Source organism: Aggregicoccus sp. 17bor-14, from assembly GCF_009659535.1.
Taxonomy (GTDB): domain Bacteria; phylum Myxococcota; class Myxococcia; order Myxococcales; family Myxococcaceae; genus Aggregicoccus.
The window spans coordinates 143,504-166,716 of sequence record NZ_VJZZ01000006.1 but is presented as its reverse complement, the minus strand read 5'-3'; the positions used below and the strand labels follow the sequence as shown (position 1 = coordinate 166,716).

Annotated in this window: 17 protein-coding genes; 7 read left to right on the top strand and 10 right to left on the bottom strand. The window is 74.0% G+C overall.

All coding sequences use genetic code 11. The features are described 5' to 3' along the window. Positions 1–165: 165 nt before the first annotated feature. Together FGE12_RS13445 and FGE12_RS13440 are read left to right on the top strand one after the other, a co-directional pair. Positions 166–639, top strand: coding sequence for a VOC family protein (locus FGE12_RS13445; protein ID WP_153866859.1), 474 nt, complete (start codon positions 166–168; stop codon positions 637–639). Between the two features lie 146 nt (positions 640–785). Further along, a complete protein-coding gene (locus tag FGE12_RS13440; protein ID WP_153866858.1) occupies positions 786–2,918 on the top strand; it encodes an AAA family ATPase in 2,133 nt (710 codons plus the stop codon). A 75-nt stretch (positions 2,919–2,993) separates the two neighbouring features. Here the strand turns inward: FGE12_RS13440 and FGE12_RS13435 are convergent, their stop codons facing one another. From FGE12_RS13435 to FGE12_RS13425, 3 genes are all read right to left on the bottom strand, one after another. Then, entirely contained in the window at positions 2,994–4,034 is a 1,041-nt protein-coding gene (locus FGE12_RS13435) for an MBL fold metallo-hydrolase (RefSeq protein WP_194797853.1), read from the bottom strand. Positions 4,035–4,584: 550 nt separating this feature from the next. Next, positions 4,585–6,375 (bottom strand): CotH kinase family protein, encoded by a 1,791-nt coding sequence (locus FGE12_RS13430; protein ID WP_153866856.1) that lies wholly within the window; start codon positions 6,373–6,375, stop codon positions 4,585–4,587. Between the two features lie 130 nt (positions 6,376–6,505). Further along, on the bottom strand, positions 6,506–7,840 hold the full coding sequence (locus FGE12_RS13425; RefSeq protein WP_153866855.1) for an amidohydrolase family protein: 1,335 nt from the start codon (positions 7,838–7,840) through the stop codon (positions 6,506–6,508). Between the two features lie 376 nt (positions 7,841–8,216). On the opposite strand from FGE12_RS13425, the gene FGE12_RS30940 reads away from it, so the two are divergent. Further along, positions 8,217–9,680 carry a GGDEF domain-containing protein gene (locus FGE12_RS30940; protein WP_153866854.1) on the top strand — a complete coding sequence of 488 codons (1,464 nt, stop codon included), beginning with the start codon at positions 8,217–8,219 and terminating at the stop codon, positions 9,678–9,680. A gap of 165 nt (positions 9,681–9,845) precedes the next feature. Beyond that, positions 9,846–11,162 carry a DUF6600 domain-containing protein gene (locus FGE12_RS13415; RefSeq protein WP_153866853.1) on the top strand — a complete coding sequence of 439 codons (1,317 nt, stop codon included), beginning with the start codon at positions 9,846–9,848 and terminating at the stop codon, positions 11,160–11,162. Between the two features lie 37 nt (positions 11,163–11,199). On the opposite strand, the gene FGE12_RS13410 is transcribed toward FGE12_RS13415, so the two are convergent. The 5 genes from FGE12_RS13410 to FGE12_RS13390 all read right to left on the bottom strand — a co-directional run bounded on the left by FGE12_RS13410 (position 11,200) and on the right by FGE12_RS13390 (position 17,782). Then, positions 11,200–13,260: an alkaline phosphatase gene (locus FGE12_RS13410; protein ID WP_153866852.1), complete on the bottom strand. Its 2,061-nt coding sequence runs from the start codon at positions 13,258–13,260 to the stop codon at positions 11,200–11,202. Between the two features lie 131 nt (positions 13,261–13,391). Further along, a complete protein-coding gene (locus tag FGE12_RS13405) occupies positions 13,392–14,573 on the bottom strand; it encodes a carboxypeptidase-like regulatory domain-containing protein (protein WP_194797852.1) in 1,182 nt (393 codons plus the stop codon). Between the two features lie 165 nt (positions 14,574–14,738). Next, on the bottom strand, positions 14,739–15,443 hold the full coding sequence (locus FGE12_RS13400) for an outer membrane beta-barrel protein (protein WP_153866850.1): 705 nt from the start codon (positions 15,441–15,443) through the stop codon (positions 14,739–14,741). Positions 15,444–15,572: 129 nt separating this feature from the next. Next, a complete protein-coding gene (locus tag FGE12_RS30935) occupies positions 15,573–17,135 on the bottom strand; it encodes a GMC family oxidoreductase (protein WP_153866849.1) in 1,563 nt (520 codons plus the stop codon). Continuing rightward, complete coding sequence (locus FGE12_RS13390; protein WP_153866848.1) at positions 17,132–17,782, bottom strand: gluconate 2-dehydrogenase subunit 3 family protein; 651 nt, start codon at positions 17,780–17,782, stop codon at positions 17,132–17,134. Before FGE12_RS13390 ends, FGE12_RS30935 begins: the two co-directional genes overlap by 4 nt. A gap of 231 nt (positions 17,783–18,013) precedes the next feature. Here FGE12_RS13390 and FGE12_RS13385 point away from each other — a divergent pair, with 231 nt between their 5' ends. Both FGE12_RS13385 and FGE12_RS13380 read left to right on the top strand, forming a co-directional pair. Then, positions 18,014–18,898, top strand: a complete 885-nt coding sequence (locus tag FGE12_RS13385; protein WP_153866847.1) for a class I SAM-dependent methyltransferase — start codon at positions 18,014–18,016, stop codon at positions 18,896–18,898. A gap of 173 nt (positions 18,899–19,071) precedes the next feature. Further along, a complete protein-coding gene (locus FGE12_RS13380) occupies positions 19,072–19,935 on the top strand; it encodes a metallophosphoesterase (RefSeq protein WP_153866846.1) in 864 nt (287 codons plus the stop codon). Positions 19,936–19,951: 16 nt separating this feature from the next. Here the strand turns inward: FGE12_RS13380 and FGE12_RS13375 are convergent, their stop codons facing one another. Beyond that, entirely contained in the window at positions 19,952–20,950 is a 999-nt protein-coding gene (locus tag FGE12_RS13375; RefSeq protein WP_153866845.1) for an alpha/beta hydrolase, read from the bottom strand. 222 nt (positions 20,951–21,172) lie between these two features. Between FGE12_RS13375 and FGE12_RS13370 the strand changes: the two genes are divergently transcribed. Then, on the top strand, positions 21,173–22,441 hold the full coding sequence (locus tag FGE12_RS13370; protein WP_153866844.1) for a phosphatidylserine/phosphatidylglycerophosphate/cardiolipin synthase family protein: 1,269 nt from the start codon (positions 21,173–21,175) through the stop codon (positions 22,439–22,441). Positions 22,442–22,534: 93 nt separating this feature from the next. Here FGE12_RS13370 and msrA read toward each other — a convergent pair whose 3' ends face one another. Next, positions 22,535–23,044, bottom strand: a complete 510-nt coding sequence (gene msrA, locus FGE12_RS13365; RefSeq protein ID WP_153866843.1) for a peptide-methionine (S)-S-oxide reductase MsrA — start codon at positions 23,042–23,044, stop codon at positions 22,535–22,537. Between the last annotated feature and the right edge of the window lie 169 nt (positions 23,045–23,213).

The window sequence follows — 23,213 nt, the reverse complement described above, 5'->3', positions numbered from 1 at the left end:
GTCCATGGCGGGGCTTGCAGGCTCTGTAGCGCCGGCGACAAGGCGCCCGGCGACGCGCAAACGCGAGCAAGGCTTCGGTCCAGAAGGCTGAATTTCCAGGAGCTCGAGGTGGTTGCGCCGCGGGAGTCCCTGCATTCTCGCCCCTCTCCCACCGCAGGAGTGCACATGCTCGAGCACGTCAGTCTCCGATGCAGCGATGTCGCGGCCAGTCGGAAGTTCTACGAGAAGGCGCTCGCCCCCCTGGGGTACCGCGTCACGCAGGACTACCCGGAGGCCGTGGGCTTCATGGAAGGCGGGCACACGAGCTTCTGGGTGTCGAAGGGCGACGTCGGCACGCCCACGCACATCGCCTTCCTTGCCAAGGACCGGAAGGCGGTGGACGCCTTCCACCGCGCGGCGCTGGAGGCCGGCGGCAAGGACCACGGCGCGCCGGGGCTGCGCGACTACAGCCCCACGTACTACGCCGCGTTCGTGCTCGACCCGGACGGCCACAACATGGAGGCGGTGACCTTCGTCAGGGGCAGCGCGCCCCGCAAGAAGACCGCGGCGAAAAAGACCGCGGCGAAGAAGGCCGGTGCCAGGAAGGCACGGGCGAGCAAGGCGCGCCCGAAGGCGAAGCGCGCCGCGAAGCGTGCCTGAGCGCAGAGCACCGGAGAGAGGGGCTGCCGGCGCCCCGGCCTCCGGGATGCCTGGCCTCACCCGCGGCCCGAGAGCCCGGGCAACCAGGCAAGCATCCCGCAGCGGGCCCCGGCTACACTGCGGCGCTCTCCCCCGCCCTCGCCCCGATGCCCAGCGACGACCTCCCCCGCCTCCCCGCCGCCGACGCACGCCGCCTCAACGTCCTGCTGCTCGAGGCGCCGCGGCTGCAGCTGCCGCACGCCGCCAAGGGCCTGGAGCGCAAGACGGCGGCCCTGCTCGCGCGCCTGGCGCTGGAGGGCCCCGCCCCGCGCGCAGCGCTCGCGCAGCTGCTGTGGCCCGAGACGGCGGAGACCGCGGCGCGCGCGAACCTGCGCCAACTGCTGCGCCGGCTGCGGCTCGCGGCGGGCGCGGCGGACCTGGTGGCGGACGCGGGCGACACGCTGGCCCTGGGCGCGGACGCGCGGCTGGACGTGCTGCTGCTGCGCGAGGCGGCGCGCGCAGGAAGGCACGCCGAGGTGCTCGCGGCGCCGGGCGAGCTGCTGGGCAGCGAGACCTTCGACGACGTGGGCGAGCTCGCCGCGTGGGTGGACGAGGCGCGCGAGCAGGTGCGCGCCTGGCGCCGCACCGCGCGGGAGGCGGAGGTGGCCCGGCTGGAGGCGGCCGGAGAGCTCGGCGCCGCGCTCGCGCTCGCGGAGGAGTGGGCGCAGGCGGAGCCCGCCTCGGAGGAGGCGGGCCGCGCGCAGATGCGGCTGCACTACCAGCTGGGCGGGCGCACCGCGGCGCTGCTCGCGTGGGAGCGGCTGCGCCGCGCGCTCTCGCAGGCGCTGGACGTGGAGCCGATGGAGGAGACGCGCGCGCTCGCGCGCACCATCGAGCGCGGCGCGCGGCTGCTCGGTGTGGCCGCGCCCCCGTCGCCCGCGCGCCGCGCGCTGCCGCCCTCGGTGCTGCGCCCGCCAGTGCTCGCCGGCCGCGAGGAGGCCTGGCGCGCGCTCAGCGAGGGCTGGGACCGGGGCCAGGTGCTCTACATCTCCGGGGCGCCAGGGGCGGGCAAGTCGCGCCTCGCGCAGGACTTCGCCGAGTCCAAGGGCCGCTGGATGAGCTTCGACGGGCGCGTGGACGACCGCGAGGTGCCCTACGCCTCGCAGACGCGCAACTTCCGCCTGCTGCTGGCCGCACGGCCGGACGTGCAGCTGGAGCCGTGGGCGCGCCGCGAGCTGGGCCGCGTGGTGCCCGAGCTGCTCGCGCCCGACGAGCCGGTGCCGGGGCCGCTGCGCAGCGAGGCCGAGCAGGTGCGCTTCTTCCGCGCCGCGCGCGACCTCTACGTGGCCGGGTGCGACCACCTGCGCGCCTGCATCGTGGACGACATGCAGTACTACGACCCGGGCAGCGTGACGATGGCGCGCTTCTGCTTGGGGGAGCTCTTCCCGCTGGGCCGTCCGGGCAGCATGCCGCCCATCCTCATCGCGTACCGCGCGGGCGAGCTGCGCCCGGCGCACCAGCAGCAGCTGGTCAACATGGAGCTCGCGGGCCTCTCGCGAAACGTGCACGTGGAGCCGCTGGACGCGCGCGGCGTCGCGCGCCTGCTCGAGGGGCTGGGCGTTCCGGCGCTGGTGCCACACGCGGAGCGCCTCGCGCGCTACACCGGCGGCAACCCGCTCTTCGTCGTGGAGACGGTGAAGCACCTGCTGGAGACGGGCGCGCACGAGACGGGCTGGCCCGAGCGCCTGCCGCCGCCCGGCAAGGTGGCCCCGCTCATCCAGCAGCGCCTGCAGCGCGTGAGCCCCGCGGCGCTGCGGCTTGCGCGCGTGGCGGCGCTGGCGGGCACGCAGTTCACCCTCACGCTGGCCTCGGCGGTGCTGGAGGCGAGCCTGGTGGACGTGGGCGAGGCGGCCGCGGAGCTCGAGGAGGCGCAGGTGCTGCGCTCCGAGCGCTTCACGCACGACCTGGTGCACGAGGCCGTGGAGGCGGGCACGCCGCCGGCGCTCGCGCGCGCGCTGCACGCGCGGCTCGCCGAGGTGCTGGTGACGCGCGCCGCGCCCCCGGTGCGGGTCGCGCACCACTGGTTCGCCGCGGGCGAGTCGCAGCGCGCGGTGCCCTTCCTCATGCAGGCGGCCGGCGTGGACGAGGACGTGATGCTGCCCACCGAGGCCGCGGACCTGTACGCGCGCGCGGCCGGGCTGCTGGAGGGCGCGGGTCAGCTCGAGCAGGCCGCAGCGGCGCGCCGGCGCGAGGCCGAGTGCCGCCGCGCCGCGGGCTCGCGGCTGGCCGCGGCGCACTGAGCCCCCAGAACGACGACGCCCGCGGGCCTGGAGGGCCCACGGGCGTCGCTCACAGCACGACGACGTGCAAAGGCCTTACGGCGCGGTGCGCGTGTGCTTCATGCCCCAGACGGCGGCCACGCCCTGCTTGTTGTACTCGTGCACGTCGAGGTAACCGTCGTACAGGCTGACGTCGCAGGAGCGCAGCGCCTTGCCCGCGAACTCCTCCACCGGCGCGTCCAGGAAGCCGGCCTTCGTGGCGCCGTTCACCATGTTGGTGATGTACGTCTGCGTCGCGTCGATGAAGCTCTTGTCGTAGCCGCCGGTCTGGATGCGGTCCGGGTTGCCGTGGTTCGGCAGGATGCGATCGAACGAGGTCCACTTGGCCATCGCCTTCAGGCCGGTGATGTGGAGCTTCAGGTCGGCGTACTCGACCAGGTAGGGGATGCTGTCCTCGGTGGTGTCGCCCGAGAGCAGGATGCGGTCGGCCGGGAGCAGGATCACGGTCTCGTCCGGGCTGTGGACGTTCAGCTGGTGCAGCTCCACCGTGATGTCGCCCACGTGCAGGGTGCGCTCACCCACGTAGGTGTCGTTCGGCAGCACCACCGGGTTGATCGCCGGCGGACCGAACAGGGACGTGCCGGCCTCGAGGTCGGCCTTGTTGTCCGTCATGAACTGCAGGCCGCGGGCGGTCATGAGGATCTTGCTGTCCGCGTAGACCTCGTTGCCCGCGATGTGGTCGTTGTGCCAGTGGCTGGTGACGACCGTGAACTTCGTGATGCCCATGGACTCGAGCGTGGCGCGCTGCCACCGGGCCTGGTCGATGGTCGGGAAGGTGTCGAAGACGATCGCCTCGTTGCCCTTGTAGATGGCGTACGTGGCGACGCCCAGCTTGTTCGCCGCGTCGTCCACCCAGTTCGCGTCCGGCGTCAGGCGCTCGGTGTTGCGGCCGTCGTAGAAGGCGATGAGGTGGTCGTTGAGCTGGAAGATCTTCCGCGCGGGCCCGACGATGGGCGCAGCAGAGAGGCAGATGTCCTGGTTGCCGAGCGCCTGGGCCGCCTTGCCGACGGTGGCCTGCTGAGCGACGGGCGCCTGCGAGTCATCGCCCGCGGTGCCGCAGCCGGCGGTTGAAATCATCAAAAGTGCAGCAGTACTGAGCTTGCCAATGCCAACGCGCATGGTCGTGCCTTCTCTTTGGCTGTTTTGTTATTACCGGCTCGCGGGGGGAGGAAACCGCGAGGGAGCGTGCCCTCGGGCACCCTGGTTACAAACTCAACACCAAACTTTACCGAAGCGCAATGGGGCTCGCGTCGAATCCGCATCTTCAAAATGAGAGGGATTGAGCGACAAAGTGCTTTTTTGCCTACAACATCGCCGGCGCGAAGCTGACCCGCTCGGGTGCCGAAGCACCCACCGGCGCGGCGCGATCACGGGTGTCCCGAACACCCCGTCCCTCCCTCGTCGCGAGCGCCGCCCCTCTGCCGCATGTCTGGCTTCGAGTGGGTCAGCCTCGACTGCGATCAGGTCCGCGAGCTTGCGCATCCAGCCGCCCGCCCCACGGCAGCTCCGCGCTGCGGTCCACGGTGGCTGCGGGCACGGACGTGAACTGCGGGCGCGGGAGAGTCCCTGGCCGCGTTGGCAGGGTCAACTCCGCGCCGCCTGACTGCCTGGCCGCTCGCGCAGGCCCTCAGGGCGTGCCGGCGCCGTCCGTCAGCCGCACGTAGTGCTCGGCGCCGCGGGGGCTGCGCGCGAGCGCCTCGCCGGGCGCCTGCGGCGGCAGCCACAGCAGGTCCAGAGGGTGGTGCGCGTCCGCGGTGTACAGCCCCAGCTCGGGCCGCTGCGGGTCCACCTGCGCGCCCAGCGCGAGCTCGCCCTCGGCCGGGCGCTCCCAGAAGGTGGCCCAGGTGCCCGGCTGCAGCGTGAGCGCGGGCAGGGGCGGCGCCTGCTTCACGTCGCGCAGCGCGCCGGTGAGGTAGAGGCCCCCGAGCGACACGGGCTCCGCGCCCGTGTTGAGCACCTGCACGAAGAGGCGGCCCTGCGCATCGCGCCCCGCGCGGTCCAGCTTCAGCGGGCCGGTCTGCGCAATCTGCTCCAGCGCGGAGAGCTGCTGCTGCAGGAAGTCGCGGCGCTCGCGCACGAAGCGGCGCAGGAAGGGCGCGCTCGCGGCCGTGTAGTCGGGCAGCGCGAAGGGGTCCTCGGCCAGCGGCCCCGCGAGCAGCGCCGCGGTGGCGTCGATGCGCGCGCCCAGCTGCGCCTCGCTCAGCGGCCCCGCGAGCAGCGTGCGCAGGCGCTCCGCGTAGCGGGCGCGCAAGGTGGGGTCCATGAGGATGCGGGTGCGCAGGGTGCACCAGGCCGGGCGCATCTCCGTGGCGCCCAGGCCCTGGCGGAACTCGGCGAGCTCGTAGGCCGTGGGGTCCCACGCGGTGAAGCTGGGCACCGGGAGCCCCACCCAGGGGCGCTGGTCCGCGGGCTGGTCGCGGCGCAGGTGGGACCAGGCGTTGTTCAGGTCCCAGGGCACGTAGCGCCACTGGCCGGTGCGCGGCTCGTACACCAGGAAGCTGCGCGCATCCGTCTGGTAGTCGTTGGCGATGAAGGCATCCAGCGCCATCCAGGTGAGGAAGCCCTCCACGTCGAAGCGGCGCGTGAGCCACGCGGCGAAGTCCTGGGGCGGCGTGCGGTTGAGCTGGGAGAGCAGCGCGTTCAGCCCGTCCCAGGGCGCGTCCTCGTTCGTGCGCTTGTCCCAGGGCTCCTGGTAGCTGTAGGGCGGAGGCTGCTCGGTGAGGTCGCAGTTGTACATGCCGCAGCGGTACACGTCCCCGTCCGCATCCAGCCCGTGCGCGACGAGGAAGTCCTTCGTCACCGCCTCCAGCTCGGTCATCACCCCCAGCTGCTCTCCGTTCACCTCCAGCGTGACGAAGCGCGCGAGCGGTGCCTGCAGGCCCAGCAGGCCCGCGGTGTCGTACCAGAGCTTCTCCGAGAGGGCGCCTGCGTCCGCGTACTCGGCGAGCAGCTCGATGCGCTTGCGCTGCATGAAGCGGTCGTCCTTGTCGAAGCGCACCTGGAAGCTCTTCTTCGGCGCCTTGCGCGTGGACTGCCCGCGCAGGGACACCTGCACGGCCCAGGTGCGCCCGTAGGCGGTGAAGCGTCCGGGCACCTGCAGGTCCTCGTCCCACAGATGCGTGTAGAGGAGCTCCAGGTCCGCCGGGGCCAGGTCCAGCCGGTAGTGGGCGAGCTCCGCCTGCAGCCGCGGCCAGCCCTGCGCGTCGCGCTCCGGCAGCCACGCGCCGGGAGGCCCGGGCGGGAGCGGCGGGAGGTCCTGCGCCTCCGGCGGCACCCCGTCCCCGGGCGAGGTGGAGGGGGTGGGCAGCGGCGCCGGCGGGGGCACTGCGGGGGCGCCTTCGGGAGCGGCAGGCGCCCCACAGGCGGCGAGCAGGACACCGGAGACGACGACGAACAGGAGGACGGACGTGCGCTTCATGGCCGGTGGAGGCCTTTTCAACCCGCGGGCCAATCCAATGGGCAGGACGGGTGTGCGCTGGTGCACGCCTGGAGCGCCGGCGGGCTGCAGGAGGGAAAGGGATTTCCCAAGAGAGGGCGCTGCGCTTCGCTCAGCGGGCGTCCAGGACCACCTGCCCGTCCTTCACCACGAGCCGCACCTGCTCCAGCGCGCGGATGTCCTTCAGCGGGTCGCCCGCGACGGCGACGAGGTCCGCGAGCTTGTCCGGCTCGAGCGAGCCCACCTGGTCCTGCACGCGCAGCAGCTCCGCGGCGTTCAGCGTCGCCGCGCGCAGGATGTCCACGGGCCGGAGGCCCGCCTCGGCGTAGGCGGTGATCCACCTCACGCTCGCCTGCCCCCGCGTCAGCCCGGGCCTCACGTCGTACAGGTCCGAGCCGGCGGCGATCCGCACGCCGGCGGCCACTGCACGGCGGAGGCGATCATGCGCCCTCGCGAAGGCCTGCTTGCAGCGCTCCTGCCTCGCGCGCTGGCGCTGCGCATCGCCGGTGGGCGCCGCGAGCGAGTCGCAGACCTCCGCCGGGCCGTCCGTCGGCACGAGGAAGATGTGCTTGCGCGCCATGGGCCCCAGCACGTCCTCGGGGAGCACGTAGCCATGCTCGATGGAGTCGACGCCCGCCTGCACCGCGAGGCGCGCGCTCTCCTCGGTGGTGGTGTGCGTCGCCACCGGGCGCTTCATGCGGTGGGCCTCCTCGACGATGACCTTCAGCTCCTCCAGCGACAGGAGGGTGTGCCCGTTGTCGACGATGACCTTGATGCAGTCCGCGCCGTCCACGATTGCCTGGCGCACGGCGCGCCGGGCCTCCTCCACCCCGGAGACGGTGACGTACTCCTGCTCGACGAGGGACTGGGCCGCGGGCTGGAGCGCGGGGAGCTGCCCGCCGTGGGGCGCGAGTGCGCGGGTGCAGGCGGAGATGCGCGGGCCCTGCACCCAGCCGCGCCCGATGGCGTTGCGCAGCGCCACGTCGCCGTTGACCCCGGAGTTGCCCACGTCGCGCACCGTGGTGACCCCCGCCTCGAGCATCTCGCGGCCGAGCTTCGCGCCCAGCAGCGCGCGCTCGGCGGTGCTGCGCTGGGCCACGGTGGCGAGCAGCGGGTCACCGCCCTCCTCCGGGCCCACCTCCAGCAGCAGGTGCGAGTGCGCGTCGATCAACCCGGGCAGCAGGGTCACGTCGCCCAGGTCGATGATCCGGGTCCCCGCGGGAATGGGGAGCCCCGTGCCCACGGCCCGGATGCGCGCACCCTCGACGAGCACCACCGCGTTCGGCAGCACCCGGTCACTCCGCCCGTCGAAGAGCCTCGCGGCGCGCAGCGCGAGGCGCCCGGGCGCGGCAGCCGGGCGCGCCTGACCCCGCGCAGGCAGGGAGACGCAGCACAGGAGGAGCGCACCGATGAGCGGCGCCCACGGGCGGGGGGAACGGGAGGGCAAGGCGGGGCTCCTGGGGGGCGCGGCGCAGCGGGCAGCGCACGCTTGCCGTCCCGCCCCGCGAAGGCAAGCGCCCCCGCGCCCTGCCGGTCGCCGTGGCCTCGAGGACGACCAGGCCGCTCGGGCCGGTGAGGGACAGCTGCTGGAGGGCGCGCATCGAGTGGGGTAGATTCATGCGCACGTAGACTGCGGCCGGGGCCCAAAGGAATCGGCCGCCGTCTCCAGGGGGGTACACACTCTTGTCTCCGTCGAACTCGCCTCCCGCATGGGAAGAGCGCCCTCGCCGCTGCGTCGCGGCGTGGGTCCTTCCGGACCCCGGCCGTTGGCCCTGCCCCCCGCGCTCGTCCTATAGTCGGGCGGTCCTCGCCATGGAGCCGTCGTGACCCCAGCCCCGCTCGGTCAGAACCAGGGACCGGCGTGGTGGCCACTCGCGCTCGTGCGCGAGAGCGGCCGCCACGCGGGTGTGCGGCGCGTGGCGCTGGCGTGGGTCACCGTGGGGCTCTTCGCCATCGTGACGGCGCTGCTCGAGGCGCACTTCGACTGGAGCGGCATTCCGGTGCCGGTCGGCGGGGCCACGGTGAGCGTGAGCTTCTACCCGCCGCTGCTCGTCACGCTGCTGCTCGCGCTGTGGCTGGGCCCCACCTGGGGCAGCATCCCCGCCTACCTCTCCACCCTGGTGAGCGCGCTCTACGCGGGCCTGCCCTGGCAGGTGGCGGCGCTGTTCGCATTCGCCACGCCCGTGGAGCTGGTCATCGTCTGGGGCTCGATGGTGGTGCTCGACGTGCACCCCGACCTCCAGCGGCGGCGCGACGTGTGGCGCTTCGTGGCGGTGGCCACCATCGCCGCGATCGCCAGCTCGCTCGCGGGCCTCATCTGGATCGACGCGAGGGGGCTGGACCTCCTCGCCGGCGAGCGCATCTGGCAGGGATGGATCATCGGCGACATCCTGCAGATGTGCGTGTTCGCGCCGCCGCTGCTGCGCGTCTTCGGGCCGCGGGTGCGCGGCTGGGTGGACCGGCAGTTCCCGCTGCCGCCGCGCTACGCCTTCAGCTACACGCGCAGCGTGGGGCTCGTGGTGGTCATCGTGCTGCTGATGACCGCCATCGTGTTCCAGGGCGTGGGCATGATCACGCAGTCGCTGCACATCGCGGCCGACGCCCGCACGCCCAGCGGCGAGCTGCTGCTGCCGCGCCTGCGCGAGATCCTCTACTTCATGGCGCTGCTCGTGCTGGTGGCCATCGTCACCACCACCACCTTCGCGAGCGCCATCGCGCGCCACGGCGAGCGCGAGCAGAACGTGGGCCGGCACGATGCGCTCACGGGCGCGCTCAACCGCCGCGCGTTCTACCCGGCCTTCGAGAAGGAGCTCGACCGCAGCCAGCGCCTCGGCCTCGGCCTGTCGGTCATCTTCTTCGACGTCGACCGCTTCAAGACCCTCAACGACAGCTTCGGCCACGAGATGGGCGACGAGGTGCTGCGCCAGCTCGTGCGCCGCGTGCAGAGCGTGATGCGCGAGCACGACCTGCTGTTCCGCTGGGGCGGCGAGGAGTTCGTCATCCTGCTGCCGCACACGGCGCCGGCGGACGCGCCGCACCTCGCCGAGCGCGTCCGGGCCGCCGTGGCCGCGGTGCCGCTGGTGCAGCAGTACGTCGCCAACCCCCTCACGGTGACGCTGAGCCTCGGCACCGCCGGCACGGCCCACCGCGACGCGGACCCCCACGCGCTGGTGGCACGCGCGGACCAGGCCTGCTACCGGGCCAAGCAGCACGGCCGCAACCGCGTCGAGATGGCCGAGGCGGCCGCGCCGGAGCTCGGGCCAGAGCTCGCACGCAAGCTCGCGTAGCCGCGTCCAGGCGCGTCCTGCCAGGCTCGCGGCTGCACGCCGGGCCCCGTCCAGCCGCACGGGCGAGCGGCGGCCCCTGTCCCCCCGAGCGGGCGCGCGCGCTCCCGGCCTGCCGGCGCCGCAGCGCCGGGCCCTCGCCGCTATGGGACGCAGTGGAGGCCCGCCATGAGGCACGCGGTGGATGTGAGCGCAGTGGCGCTGCTGCTCTTCCTGGGCGGCGGTGGGATGGCGAGGGAGGCGCAGGCGGAGGACTCGTTCACGCGGCGCCTCCGCGCTCCCGCGGCGCCCTTCGTCACCGAGCTCGCGCCGTACGGGGACTGGCTCGACGTGGAGCCCTTCGGAACGGTGTGGCGGCCCTCCGAGCACGAGGTGGGCGCGGACTTCATCCCCTACGCCTCGCGCGGCCGCTGGGCCTATGCCCCCGTGGGCTGGGTCTTCCTCAGTGACTGGTCCTGGGGCTGGGCCACCTTCCACTACGGCTACTGGCTCTTCGACCCGAGCCTCGGCTGGCTGTGGGTGCCGGGCACGCAGTGGGCGCCCGCCTGGGTGGCGTGGCGCGTCGGCGGCGGCATCGTGGGATGGGCGCCCCTGGGGCCGCCCGCCTGGGACTGGCCCCCGCGCTGGTGCTTCACCTCCGCGCGCGACTTCACCGACCCCTTCGTCTCGAGCCACCTCTTCCCGCACGACCGGCACTACACCGGGCTGACACGGCCGCTGCCGCGCGCCCCCGCGCAGGGCGGAAGGACCTGGCCCGTGGGGCCGGAGCCTTCGGAGATCGCGGTGCGCGACGATGCCCGCGTGCCCACCGTGGGGCTGCAGCCTCCTGCCGAGGGGCGCGTGGCCCGGGTGGAGACAGGGCCCGTGGTGGAGCAGCCGCCCAGCGCGCTCGGGGGCGAGTGGGGACCGCAGCGCACCACGCGCGAGGAGCCCGTGGGCAAGCCCCGCAGGGAGCGGGAGCCGCAGGCCCCAGAGCGCCCCTCCACCCCGCCGGCACCCACTGCGGTGACGCTGCCCATGCCGCCGCCTCCCGCCGAGAACTCGACGCCCCGCCGCGGCGACCCGGCGGATGACGAGGGCCTCTCGCGGGCCGAGCAGCACCGCCGCGCGCTGGACCTGGACGCGGAGGAGGCGCAGGGGACGGGCGGGGCCGCGCCGGTGGCCGAGCCCAGCGCCGTCGCGCCCGCGCAGCCCCCGCCCTCCAGCGCAGCGGGCAGCGCCCACGCGCCCTCGCCCGCCGAGCGCCACGGGCCGAGCGAGCCGGCCGCGCAGCCGGCCTTCGCGCCGAGCACGCCGCCGCCCGCGAGCGCACCGTCACCGTCACCGTCGGCCGGGGCCGCCTCCGCGCCGATGGCGCCACCCGCCCCGCCGCCTCCGCCCGTGGCCGAGCCACCCGCCAGCTCCTCCACCCACGAGCCCAGCCCGTCCACCGCTGCCTCCGCCGGGACACACGTGGAGCGCTCGCACGCAGAGAGCGGGAAGTAGCAGCGCCGCGGGTGCGCACGCAGGCAGGCCGCGGAGCTCAGATCGAGAGGCCGGGATCGCCCTCGAGGACCTGCTGGCGCAGCGAAGGGCGCTCGCCCGGCTTCCAGAGCGATGCCGTGTGGACGACCCGGTAGCGAAGAGGACCGCCATCGGGGCGGTCGCTGCGGGTGATCGGGCGTGGAATGCAGACGAACTCGGTCCGAATCTCGGTGCGGGTGAGCCGCACCGTCGCGTAGCCGTGACCGCCCATGTCCACGAACTCGAGGTGCGGGGAGAGCTCCGGGTTGGAGACGGCGTGGGCGCGCTTCAGGTCGAAGCTCCGGGCGTACTCGAGGCACGAGCGGACGCCGTGCTTCAGCAGCATGTTGTAGGTCCACTCGGGCTTTCCCCCCGGCCGATCGGCGAGGAAGAGCGCGCGGAGCGGATGGTCCTTGGGGAGCTTGTGCTCGAAGGACTCCATCGCTCCGGGGCTGGCCAGCGAGGCGCCGACGAAGCTGAGCCCGACCGGCTCGAACTTCGCGGGTGGCAACAGGGCGGCGGCATAGCCGGCCCAGAAGCTGTGCCGGTCGCCCGACACGATCGCGAAGCCGGTGATCTTCGCGTCGCGGACGAGGTCGTAGATCTCGCCGCGCTCGTGGTAGGCGCTGCCGTAGTCGCCGCTGCCGAACTGGGCGAAGGTGTGGGCCGGCCACTTCTGCTTCGTCAGTCCATCCGGAAGGTTCTGCGGGTCGGCCCGCTCGTCGAGGGCCCCCAGCGAGTTGCCCCAGATCTTCCAGGTGGCCCTGGACCGGCGCAGCTGGTCCATGAACCACTTCTTCTGACGGGTCCCGAGGAGGGTGCGCGGCGGTGAGTCCTTTCGCGGGTTCGGGATGCGCGTGTCGCCGAAGCGCAGCTCGGCGGGCGGCTTGCCGCCGTTGAAGGTGCGGCCGGCGTCGAGCGCGAGCATCGCTGGCTCCGAGAACATCCCGTTGAAGGCCGGGTCGTAGATCTTCTCGACGCCCTCCGCGTCCGTCGGGTCGTCGCCGCGGAAGCTGTGCTGGTCCGTGAGGAGGAGCTCGAGGTGCTGGCCGTAGCGCAGTGACCGGTAGGCGATCAGGCTGTGGATGGCCTTCAGGTTGTTGGGCTCGGTCCCGAGACCACTGTCGTCCCACGCGTCGATCGGCACGTTCTTCACCGCCACCGCGCCGAAGGTGTCGAGCGAGCCGCTCGGCGCCTTCACGCGCGCGGGGATGTACTCGAACCAGGCCTGGTTCGCGGCGACCTTGACGGTCTGGCCCGGCCGCGGCGCGCCCCCGGCCTGGACGATGCTCTGCCGGCCCTGCCACGAGAACTCATGGTTGTCCCAGATGGCGACGAAGGGCCACCGCGCCCGCGCGTCCTGGAGGTCGGGATCGGCAAGGTAGCCCTTGTAGACGACCCGATAGCCCTCGACCGTGAGCGGGTAGTGGAAGTTGCTGCTCTGACCCCCATCGGGAATCCGGCCGACGTCGTAGATGGTGCGGTCGTAGCGCGTCGGCACCTCGTCGGGATACTCGACGACCTCGTAGATGAAGTCGCCGAGGTGGAGGACGAAGCCGAGCTGGTCGGCGGGCGCGGCGCGCTCGTCCTCGAAGATCATCCGGCGATAGCCGTTGAGCTTGCCCTCGTTGACGCTCTGGCAGCTGACGAAGGCGAAGTTGACCGGCCGTGGATCGTTGGCCGACGGCGCGGTGATCGTCCGGCCGATGCGGCTCCCGTTCCCCTCGCCATCGGTGAACCGGTACCAGTAGACGCGCGCAGGCTTCAGCCGACCGACCAGCACGCGCGTCGTCCAGTCCGACTCCGCCGAGACCGGCGCGGGCGCTTTGGCCACGACCCGCTGGAACGCATTGTCCTCGGCGACCTCCACCGTGAGCACACGCTGGCGGCCCGACTCGAACGGCCGCCGGGTCCAGAGGATCACGCTGCTCGGATCGGGATCGCCGGACGCGACGCCCTCCGGATAGAGGTCGCGCCGCTCCTGCCAGCCGGTGGTGGACGCTCGAGCCGAGCCGCCCCACGCCAGCGAGGCCCCCATCGCTGCGGCCAGTTGAACGAACTCGCGTCGATTGAGCGCCATCGGCCACCCGCCTCACGGTCTCTTCGCATGCCGAGCACCGTGCGCGGGCATGGATCTGGAGCGAACCGCTTCGAGGGGGGTAAATTCCAGGCCGCGGCAGGCCCCTGTGTTTCCGGGTGCGCCGAGCGCGCTCAGCGGGAGCAGCTCCTGACGACGCCGGTTCCCTGCGCCGTCTCCTGCCAGTGGAGCGCCGTCTCCTCGGAGGGCAGCCAGCTCGCACTCGACGGCGTGGAGCCGTAGCACGCATAGGTCGAGATCGCGCCGGTCTCGCGGTCGCCGAGCCAGCCGGCCGTCTCCGTCACCGCACGCAGCGGCGCCCCCGCGCTCTCCGGCAGGCGGGCCGTGAGGACGGTGTCCATCCAGTCGAACATCTGCTCCAGGTCGGCCATCGGGTCGTGGCCCAGCGCATCGACCGAGACGGCCCAGGGCGCCCCGGCCGCCCGGCCGGCCTCGAAGACGGCGGTGATGTTCTCGCGCCGGTAGTCCTCGTCCGCTCCTCCAACGAGGAAGTAGCCCGGCACCGAGGCCGCGGCCTGCGCGGGGCCCAGGTCGTGGCAGGCGCCCTTCATGGTGATGAACCCGGCCACCCGGGCGCCGTGCGCACGGCTGAAGCCGTACGCGGTGCACCCGCCCATCGAGTGCCCGACGAACAGGAGGGGAATGCTCTCGAGCTCCGGATGAAGGCTCTGCGTGCCCAGCGCGGAGAGCGCCGTGAGCAGCGTCTCGTAGCTTGCCGGCTGCTCGACCAGGGTCGTCGTTCCGACGAGTGCCACCTGCCCGCCGGCGAGCGCGAGGGAGCGCTGCCTCACCTCCTCCATCACGGAGGGCGAGCACCAGATGCTGCACTTCCCCTTCCAGGTCCCACTCACGAGGTCACGCGAGTCCAAGGGGTTACCGGTGGCGGGGTCCTTCAGGCCCGGCAGGAAGACGATCGCCGCCCTGTACTGGGCGACGCCGAGGGGCAGGTAGGCGCGCACCTCCCCGTGCGTGAAGAGCGTCTGGTCCAGCAGCACGACGTCGTGGGCGTTGCTCCCCTCGACCAGGCTGAGGTCCTCGGAGCGTGCGTCGAAGCGCGGAGCGCTCGTGCTGAGGGTGACGCGGCCGACGGGCAGCCTCTGGAGCTCGAAGCGTCCATCGGCGTCGGTGGTCGCGGTCACGCTTCCACTCGTCACCGAGGCGCCCGCGATGGCGGCTCCGGTGGAGGTCCTCACGGTGCCGGACACGGTCGCGGTCGGGCCCTCCCCGCACGCGGTCACGACGAGCGCAGAGAGCAGCGCCACTGCCAGCGCAGGGATGGATGCGGAGAGCCGCATGGGACGCCTCCTGAGGGGGAAGCCAAAGGCCCCGCTGCGATTCCATTCGCCGGGAGTGGAGCCGTCAATGCGGCGGCCCCGCGACTGTGAGCAGCGAGAAAGCATGGAGCGAACGGGCCTGGGACGCGTCCAGGCCAAGGTGCGGCCCCCGCCTCCTCTCAGAGGCTAGAACGCGAGCCGCAGCTCGAGGCTGGGCGCGAGGTAGAGCGTCGCACTGGTGACGGCGCTGCGCAGCTCGCTCTCCGGAGCCCCCTCGAAAGCGACGGAGGTGCGGCGGTAGCTGTTGCGGCCCACGCTGAGCATGTCTGCGCTCACCCGCAGGCTCAGGCGCTCGAGCAGCGGGTGCTCCACGCCGAAGCCGGCGCTGACGAAGACGCCGCGCATGCGCTCGTCGCGTGCCGTGTTGGAAGAGGGTGCCTCGCTGCGCGCGCCGCCCGCGTTGAGCAGGCCGTACACGGAGAAGCGGGTGGCGCCCGCGCTCGCCACGAAGCCGCGCAGGCCTACGCTCGCGGTGAAGCCATAGGCGGTCTGCGGCTCGGGCAGCACCACCCCCGGGTCCGACGACTCGAGGGTGGAGCGCGCGTAGGAGCCGGAGCCCCCGAGCACCAGCGCGAGGTTCTCGCCCAGCAGGTACTCGAGCGAGGTGCGCCCGGCCAGCCCGCTCACGCCTCCGAGCGTGCCCAGGGTGCTGGAGGAGAGGAAGGGGCCGCCCACCAGGGTGAAGCCGGAGTAGCCGATGCCCGCGCCCACCGACCAGCGCGCAGCGAGTCGCCCCTGCGCCTCCTGCTCTCCGTCCTGCGCCGCCGCCCCCTGCGCGCCCAGCAGCACGCAGCCCACCACCCACGCCTTCACTGCGCCTCGCACCTGCATCCACTCCCTCGTGAGCAGGCGGCGGAGAGTCCGCGCCGCCGTGAGTCCCCGGCTTTAGCGCACGGGTGGCGAAACGCGAACAAACAGCCCTTTCCGGAAAAAGCGCAGCCCCGGGCCCCGCGCCGAGCGCTACGCGCCCACCGCGGCCGCGACGTGCTGGGCGCCCCAGCGCGCGAGCCCGAAAATGCTCTGCTGCGGGTTCACGCCCACGCTGGTGGGGAAGACGCTGCCGTCCGCGACGAAGAGGTTGTCCAGGCCGTGGTAGCGCAGCCGGGAGTCCACGACGCTGCGCGCCGGGTCGCCGCCCATGGCGCAGCCGCCCATCTGGTGGGCGCTGAAGACCTTGACCCGCAGCGCCTCCCACGGCGCGCGCTCGAGCAGCGGCAGGTCCTCCGCCCGGCGCACCACCACGGGCCGCGCGTGCAGCGAGCGCACCTCGCGCGCGCCCGCGGCGAGCTGCACCCGCGCGAGCTCCACCTGCGCGTGGCGCAGCGCCTCCCAGTGGTGCGCGCGCAGCGGGTACTGGATGGAGAGCCGGCGGCCGCCCTCGCGCAGGGCCACCGTGCCCCCCTCGTCCCCCTCCACCACGCCGTCGCGGGTGATGACGAGCGCGGCCTGCACGTGGGCGAGCTGCTCCATCGCCTCCTGGTGCGCGAGCCCGAAGCCGCCCAGCGCGATCGCGCCGAGCATGGGGTGCACCGGGGGCGTCTCCATCAGGTAGCCCAGCCGGTCGTCGCCGCGCTCGGCGAACTGGCGGCTGCCCACGCTCATGGGCGCGCCGTACCAGGCGTTCACCGGCTCCTCGAAGAGCGCGGCGGACACGATGCCCGGGTGCAGGAAGGTGCGCCGGCCCACGCGCCCGCCCCCGTCCAGCCCCGAGCGCAGCAGCAGCGCGGGGCTGTTGATGGCCCCCGCGCACAGCGCCGTCACCCGCGCGCGCACGGTGAGGCGGCGGCCGGTGGGCCTGTCCGTCTCCGGATCCAGCAGCTGCGCGTGCACCGCCTCCACGCGCCGCCCCCGCGTCTCCAGCCGCAGCACCCGCGCGTTGGCGAACACCGTCAGCCCGCGCTCCACCGCCTCCGGGATGAGCGTCACCAGCATGCCCTGCTTCGCGTCCACCGGGCAGCCCATGCCGCAGTACCCGCTGTTCACGCACCGCTGCACGTTGCGCTTGAGGCTGTGGCGCTCGTAGCCCAGCGCGCCCAGGCCGTCCCACAGGAGGCGGTTGTTGCGGTTGGCGGCGGCGATGGGCCACTCGGCGATGTGCAGCCGCTGCTCGAGCCAGTCCCAGTGCGGCGCCAGCGCCTCCTCGGACAGGCCCTCCGCCCCGTGCACGTCGCGCCACAGCGCGAGCACCTTGGGCGGCGTGCGGTAGCACACGCACCAGTTGACGGTGGTGCCTCCGCCCACGCTGCGCCCCTGCAGCATCGTGAGGGACAGGTCGTCCGTCGCGCGGTTGCCCAGGTCCTGGTACAGCCGCGGGAAGGCGTGGTCCTCGCGCATGTCGAACTCGCGCCGCGTGTGGTAGCCGCCCTCCTCGAGCATCACCACGCACAGCCCGCGCTCCACCAGCGCGTGGGCGAGCACCGCGCCGCCGGCGCCCGAGCCCACCACGCACACGTCGCAGGTGCGCTCGAGGTCCTGCGCCACCTCGTCGCCGGTGTGGATGCGGCCCGCCTCCGCGCAGCTCACGGCCCACCTCCGAGCCCACCTCCCGGCCGGGGCGCGCCCCCGCCCTTCCACACGGGCGCGGCCGGGTCGTGCAGCGCGGCGGGCGGCCCGGGGTAGCCCACCGCGGGCCACACCCGGGGCGAGCCGTAGTAGGCGCCCGCGGCGAGCGCGCGCAGCGCCTGGAAGCCGGTGCGCCGCAGCGCGAGGCCGCTGTCGCGCCAGTCCGCGATGACGGCGTCCTGCGCCTCGGGGGACAGGCGGGTGAAGGGCGTGGTGCGCCCGGTGAGGAGCAGCCCGGCCAGCGCGCTCTCGAAGAGGTCGAGCAGCCGCCGGAAGTCCTCCTGCGCTCCGGCTTCCGTGGCGGCGAGGATGCGGTCGGCGTTGAGTGCGGTGCGCACCACCTCGTGCGGGGGGAAGCCCGGCCGCGGCGGCGCCATGCGCCGCACGAACGCGTCCACGACCGCGTACTGCCCGGGGGTCAGCACGCGCAGTCCCTCGGGCGGCACGGGGACGAGCCGCGTGGAGCGCAGCGCGAGCGCGCCGCCGCCCAGCGCGAGCGCGCCGCCGCCCAGCGCGAGCAGCGCGCCGCCCAGCAGACCTCCCTGCAGGAAGCGCCGCCGGGGGATGCCCGCGGCAGCCGCGGGCGGTAGCTCGGTCAGCGGGAGCATGGGCCGACGATAGGGCCGTGGCCCGCGCGCATCATCGGCGCAACGTGCAGGGCCGCCGCCGGCCGCCCGGCGCACGGCCGGCTGCTCGCGCCGCCATGGCCCCGGGTGTCCTGTACCTGTGGACGGGAGGACCTCGGGGACTTCCGGCCGTGCCCCCCGTGCGCAGATTTCCCGCCCGGGCGCCTGCCCGCCCGGAGGGCGCCGCGCAGGGTGCCGCAGGAGGAACACGACATGGACGTCATCCCGGACGACGCGGGCCCGGACCGCCAGCGCTGGCCGCAGCGCACGCACGAGCGCGCGGTCGAGCACTTCTACTCGCACGGGGTGGAGCGCTACGGCGACTACCACGGGGGCTACCTGAACTTCGGCCTCTGGGAGGACGGCGTCCGCCACTACGAGGCCGCGGCGGAGAACCTGGTGCGCCGGCTGGCGCACTGGGGAGCGCTCGACGAGGACAGCGTGCTGGCCGACGTGGCGTGCGGCACGGGCGCGCAGGACGTGCTGCTCGCGCGCGAGTTCCGCCCCCGCGTCATCCACGCGGTGGACGTGACGTGGGGCCACGTCGAGGCGGGGCGCCGCAGGGTCGCGCGGGCCGGGCTCGAGGGGCAGGTGCACCTGCACCACGGCAGCGCGACGGCGCTCCCCTTCGCGCCCGCCTGCTTCACCCACGTGCTGGGGGTGGAGGGACCCGTGCACTTCGACACCCGCGAGCGCTTCCTGCAGGAGGCCTTCCGGGTGCTGGAGCCGGGCGGCACGCTGCTGCTCGCCGACTACTGCGCCCAGCGCGAGCTGCGCCAGGGCAGCCGCGCGGACCGGCTCGTGCTGAAGCTCATCTGCCGCGGCTGGCACATCCCCTGGGAGAACTGCGACACGCAGGAGGACTACGTGCACAAGCTGCAGCGCACCGGCTTCACCGCGGTCCAGGTGCAGCGGGTGGGGGCGCTCACCTACCCGGGCTACTTCCGGGAGCAGCGCACCCTGCGCAACCTGCGCGAGATGCGCGCGCGGCGCGGGCTGGGGGCGGCCGCCGGCGGGCTCGCCATCGACGTGCTCGCCTACGAGGCCTACCGCCGCGGCTACATCGACTACGTGCTGGTGAAGGCGCAGAAGCCCTGAGCGCCCCCGGGCCGTCCCGCAGGCCGGGGTGGACACGCCGAGGGTCGCGCCCCACCGTTCCGGCCCCGGGTTTCTTTCCGCTTCAGCGGAGGCAAGGCCATGCGCGGGCGGCTCCACTCCTGTGCAGCGTGCGGCGCGCCCTGCACGCCGGTGCAGCCAGGAATGCGGAGGGCATGCCGGTGAGGGCGGGCCTCGTCGCGCACGTCTCGGACCTGCACCTCGGCGCCGACGCGTCCCGCGTGGACACCGCGCGCCAGCTGGTGGCCGCGCTGCTCGCCGCGCGGGTGGCGCACGTGGTCGTCACCGGGGACGTGACGCACCGGGGGCGCCCGGAGGAGCTCGCGCTCTTCGAGCGGCTCTTCGCCCCGCTGCTCGAGGCAGGGCGGGTGACGCTGGTGCCGGGCAACCACGACCGCGTGGGCCCCGCGGTGGGCGAGGGCTTCATGGGCGGGCGGCGCGTGGACGCGGTGCGCGCGCGCGGCCTGCACCTGGTGCGGGTGGACACCACCGGCCCGCAGAACCACAGCTACTGGCAGTGCCAGGGGCTGCTCACGCCCGAGCAGCTCGACGCGGTGGAGCGCGCGGTGGACGCGGCCCGGCCCGGCGACGGCGTCTGGGTGCTGATGCACCACCACCCGCTGCCCCTGCCCACGGAGTCGCTCGGCGAGCGCCTCGCCTGCCGCCTGGGGACAGGCAGGCTGGAGGAGCTGCCGCTCGGCGCGGCGCTGCTGCAGCGGCTGCTGGGCCGGGCGGACCGGGTGCTGCACGGCCACCGCCACCGCCCGAGCGCGCGGACGCTGCGGGCTCCTGGCCACTCCACCGGCCGCCCCCTGCACGTGAGCAACGCGGGGGCGACCCTCGAGCTGGGCCGGGTGCCCCTCTTCGCGCCCGGGCCGTGCGCGGCGGCGGGCCCCGGGGCGCGCTGGCTGCCCTTCACCGAGGCGCCGCTGGCCCCGCTCTCCTCGGCGCAGGAGCTGCGCACCGCGGTGGGCGAGACGCTGCGCGCCTGGCGGCAGGAGGCGGCCCGGCGCGCGTGAGGCCCCGGGGCGCGCTTCAGTGCAGCTGCTGGGCGAGGAAGCGAAACGCATCCTCCCAGTGCCGCCGCGCGCCGGCGCGCGTGTGGACGAAGGCGAGGAAGGCGTGCGGCTCGCCCGCGTAGTCGCGCGCCTCGCAGCGTGCGCCGAGCTGCTGCAGCGCCCGCGCGAGCCGCCGGGAGTCCTCGAGCAGCACGTCCGCGGTGCCGCAGGCGACGAAGAAGGCGGGCAGCGGGCGCGCGGGCGCCCCGGCCCGCTCGAGCACCAGCAGCGGGTCCGCGAGCTCCAGCCCACCCTCCTCCGGGACGCGGGCCCCGCGCAGGTAGGTCTGCCCCACCTCGGAGAGCCGGTCGCGCACGAAGAAGCTGCGCGGCTGCGTGCGCCAGTAGCGCTCCGGGTCGCTCACCTGCAGCACCCCGCAGGCGGGCAGCACCGCGCGCGGCACCACGCCGGTGTCGAAGACGGCGCGCGCCCACGGCTCCGGACGGCGGTAGCAGGTGGCCAGCGCCAGCCCCAGCGCGAGGTTCGCCCCCGCCGACTCGCCGGCCACTACGACGCGCGCGGGGTCCCCCCCGTAGTGCGCCGCGTGCTGCACCGCCCAGCAGTACGCCGCCGCCACGTCCTCGAGTGCCGCGGGGAAGGGGTGCGCGGGGGCCAGCCGGTAGTTGAGGTTCAGCGCGACGAAGCCCTGGCGCGCGAACACCACGCCGAACACCCAGTGCGTCTCCTTGGAGAGCGCCCGGAAGGCGCCCCCGTGGATGTAGAGCACCACGGGCCGCGGGCCGCCCGGCCCGCGGGGGCGGTAGAGGTCCAGCCGGTGGGCGCTGCCGCCATCGGGCAGGTACGCGACGTCGCGCAGCACCTCGACGGCGTGCAGCTCGCTGCGGGACTGCGGCAGCAGCCGGCCGCCGCGGGTGAGCCCCGTGCAGAACGCATCCACCAGGGCCGCGCCCGCCCGCTGGCGCAGCAGCGTGCTGCGCGCGAGCGCCTCGGGTCCGCGCGAGGTGCCTTCGTCCATTGCCCGTCCTCCCCATTCGACGTCCGGGTCCGGCGCGGTGTCACCCGCGGGCACGGCGCTGGGAACTGCGCCGCGGGGTGGGGGGCGGCGCTGCCGCCTGGCTGGCCGGGGACGGAACGGGCCAGGTTCCCCCTCGAGGTGCTTTCGCCTCGAAGCGCGGGCGAGGTGCGCAACGGCCGCCACTTGCGCGACGCATCCGGTCGCTGTCAGGACAGGCGCACCATGCAACCCGTCCGACACTCGCCTGCCCGCCTCGTCCCACTCCTCCTGGCGCTCGCCTGCGCCGCACCCGGCGTGCGCGCGCCCGCCGCGGGGCCGCAGGCCGCACCGCCGGAGCTGGAGCTGGAGCTGGAGCTGGTGGAGAGCGCGCCGGTGGAGACGCCGCTGAACCACGCGGCGCTGCGCGATGCGAAGGACGTGTGGCCGGAGCTGTTCGCGCGGGCCACCCGGACGCTCGACGTGGCGGAGTTCTACCTGTCCAACTCCAACCGGGAGGGCAGCGCGCTCGAGCCGAGCGTGCGGGCGCTGGAGGCCGCGGCGGCGCGGGGCGTGCGGGTGCGCATCCTCACCGAGGAGAAGTTCGCCCGGACCTACCCGGAGACGGTGGCGCGGCTGCAGGCGCAGCCGAACGTGAGCCTGCGCCGCTGGGACCGGGAGAAGCTGCAGGGCGGCGTGCTGCACGCGAAGTACTTCGTCGTCGATGGGCGCGAGGGCTACCTCGGCAGCCAGAACTTCGACTGGCGCTCGCTCGAGCACATCCAGGAGCTGGGGCTGCGCCTGAGCGGTCCCGCGGCGGTGCGCCCGCTCTCCGACGTGTTCGCCTACGACTGGGCCCAGGCGGGCGGTGAGCCCCTGCCGTCCGCCTCGGGCCCCGCGGCCGCGTGGACGGAGGCGCGCTTCGGCGGGGAGCGGGTGCGGGTGCTGCCCGTGGCGAGCCCCGAGGGCCAGGTGCCCGCGAGCAGCGCGTGGGACCTGCCCCAGCTGGTGCGCCTCATCGACGGCGCCCGGCGCACGGTGCGCGTGCAGCTGCTCACCTACCGTGCGCGCTCGCGCGAGGGGAACTGGGAGGTGCTCGAGTCCGCGCTGCAGCGCGCCGCCCTGCGCGGCGTGCAGGTGGAGCTGCTGCTCGCGGACTGGGGCAAGCGCAAGGGCACCATCGAGGGGCTGCAGGCGCTGCACGCGCCCGAGCGGGGCCTCACCGTGAAGCTGGTCACCATCCCGCAGCACTCGAGTGGCCACATCCCCTTCGCCCGCGTCGTGCACTCCAAGTACCTGGTGGTGGACGGCGAGAAGGGCTGGGTGGGGACGAACAACTGGGAGCGCAGCTACTTCCACGGCAGCCGCAACGTGGGGCTCGTGGTCGAGGGCGCCGCGTTCGCGCGGCAGCTGGACGCCTTCTTCCTCGACCTGTGGAACAGCACCTACGCCTCCCCCGTGGACCCGAAGGCGGTCTACACGCCCCCGGACATCGCCGGCGCCGAGGGCAAGTAGCGGCTCCCTCCGCGCGCCGCACGGCCGCGGGCCCCCGCGCGGGGCCGGAGTGGCCACGCGCGCGGCGGGCGCGAGCACCGGCCGAGGCCGGGGTCAGCTCGCGGCCTGGCGGCGCGGCAGCTTCCAGCCCGGACGCACGAAGTGGCAGGTGTAGCCGTCGGGGTAGCGCTGCAGGTAGTCCTGGTGTTCGGGCTCGGCCTCCCAGAACGCACCCGCGGGAGCAACCTCGGTGACCACCTTGCCGGGCCACAGGCCCGAGGCATCGACGTCCGCAATGGTGTCCAGCGCGATGCGCTGCTGCTCGGGCGAGGTGTAGAAGATGGCCGAGCGGTAGGACGTGCCGATGTCGTTGCCCTGCCGGTTGCGCGTGGACGGGTCGTGGATCTGGAAGAAGAACTCCAGCAACGTGCGGAAGCTCAGGCGCGCGGGGTCGAAGACGATCTCGACCGCCTCGGCGTGCGTGCCGTGGTTGCGGTAGGTCGCGTTCGGCACGTCGCCGCCGCTGTAGCCCACGCGCGTGGAGATCACTCCGTCCATGCGCCGCAACAGCTCCTCCACGCCCCAGAAGCAGCCACCCGCCAGAATCGCCTTCTCGGTGCTCATCTCACGTCCTCCCCAGGGTGGGGTCTACGCCCCAGGCGTTCGTCCTAACACCGAGGAGCTCTGTTGGCGCCAGGAGCAACCGCTCACCGGCCTGCCCGGTGCTGCCGGGCTCAGCCCGCCAGGCGCATGGCCACGAGGTCCCGGAGCGCGCGCAGGCGCGCCCGGCGGC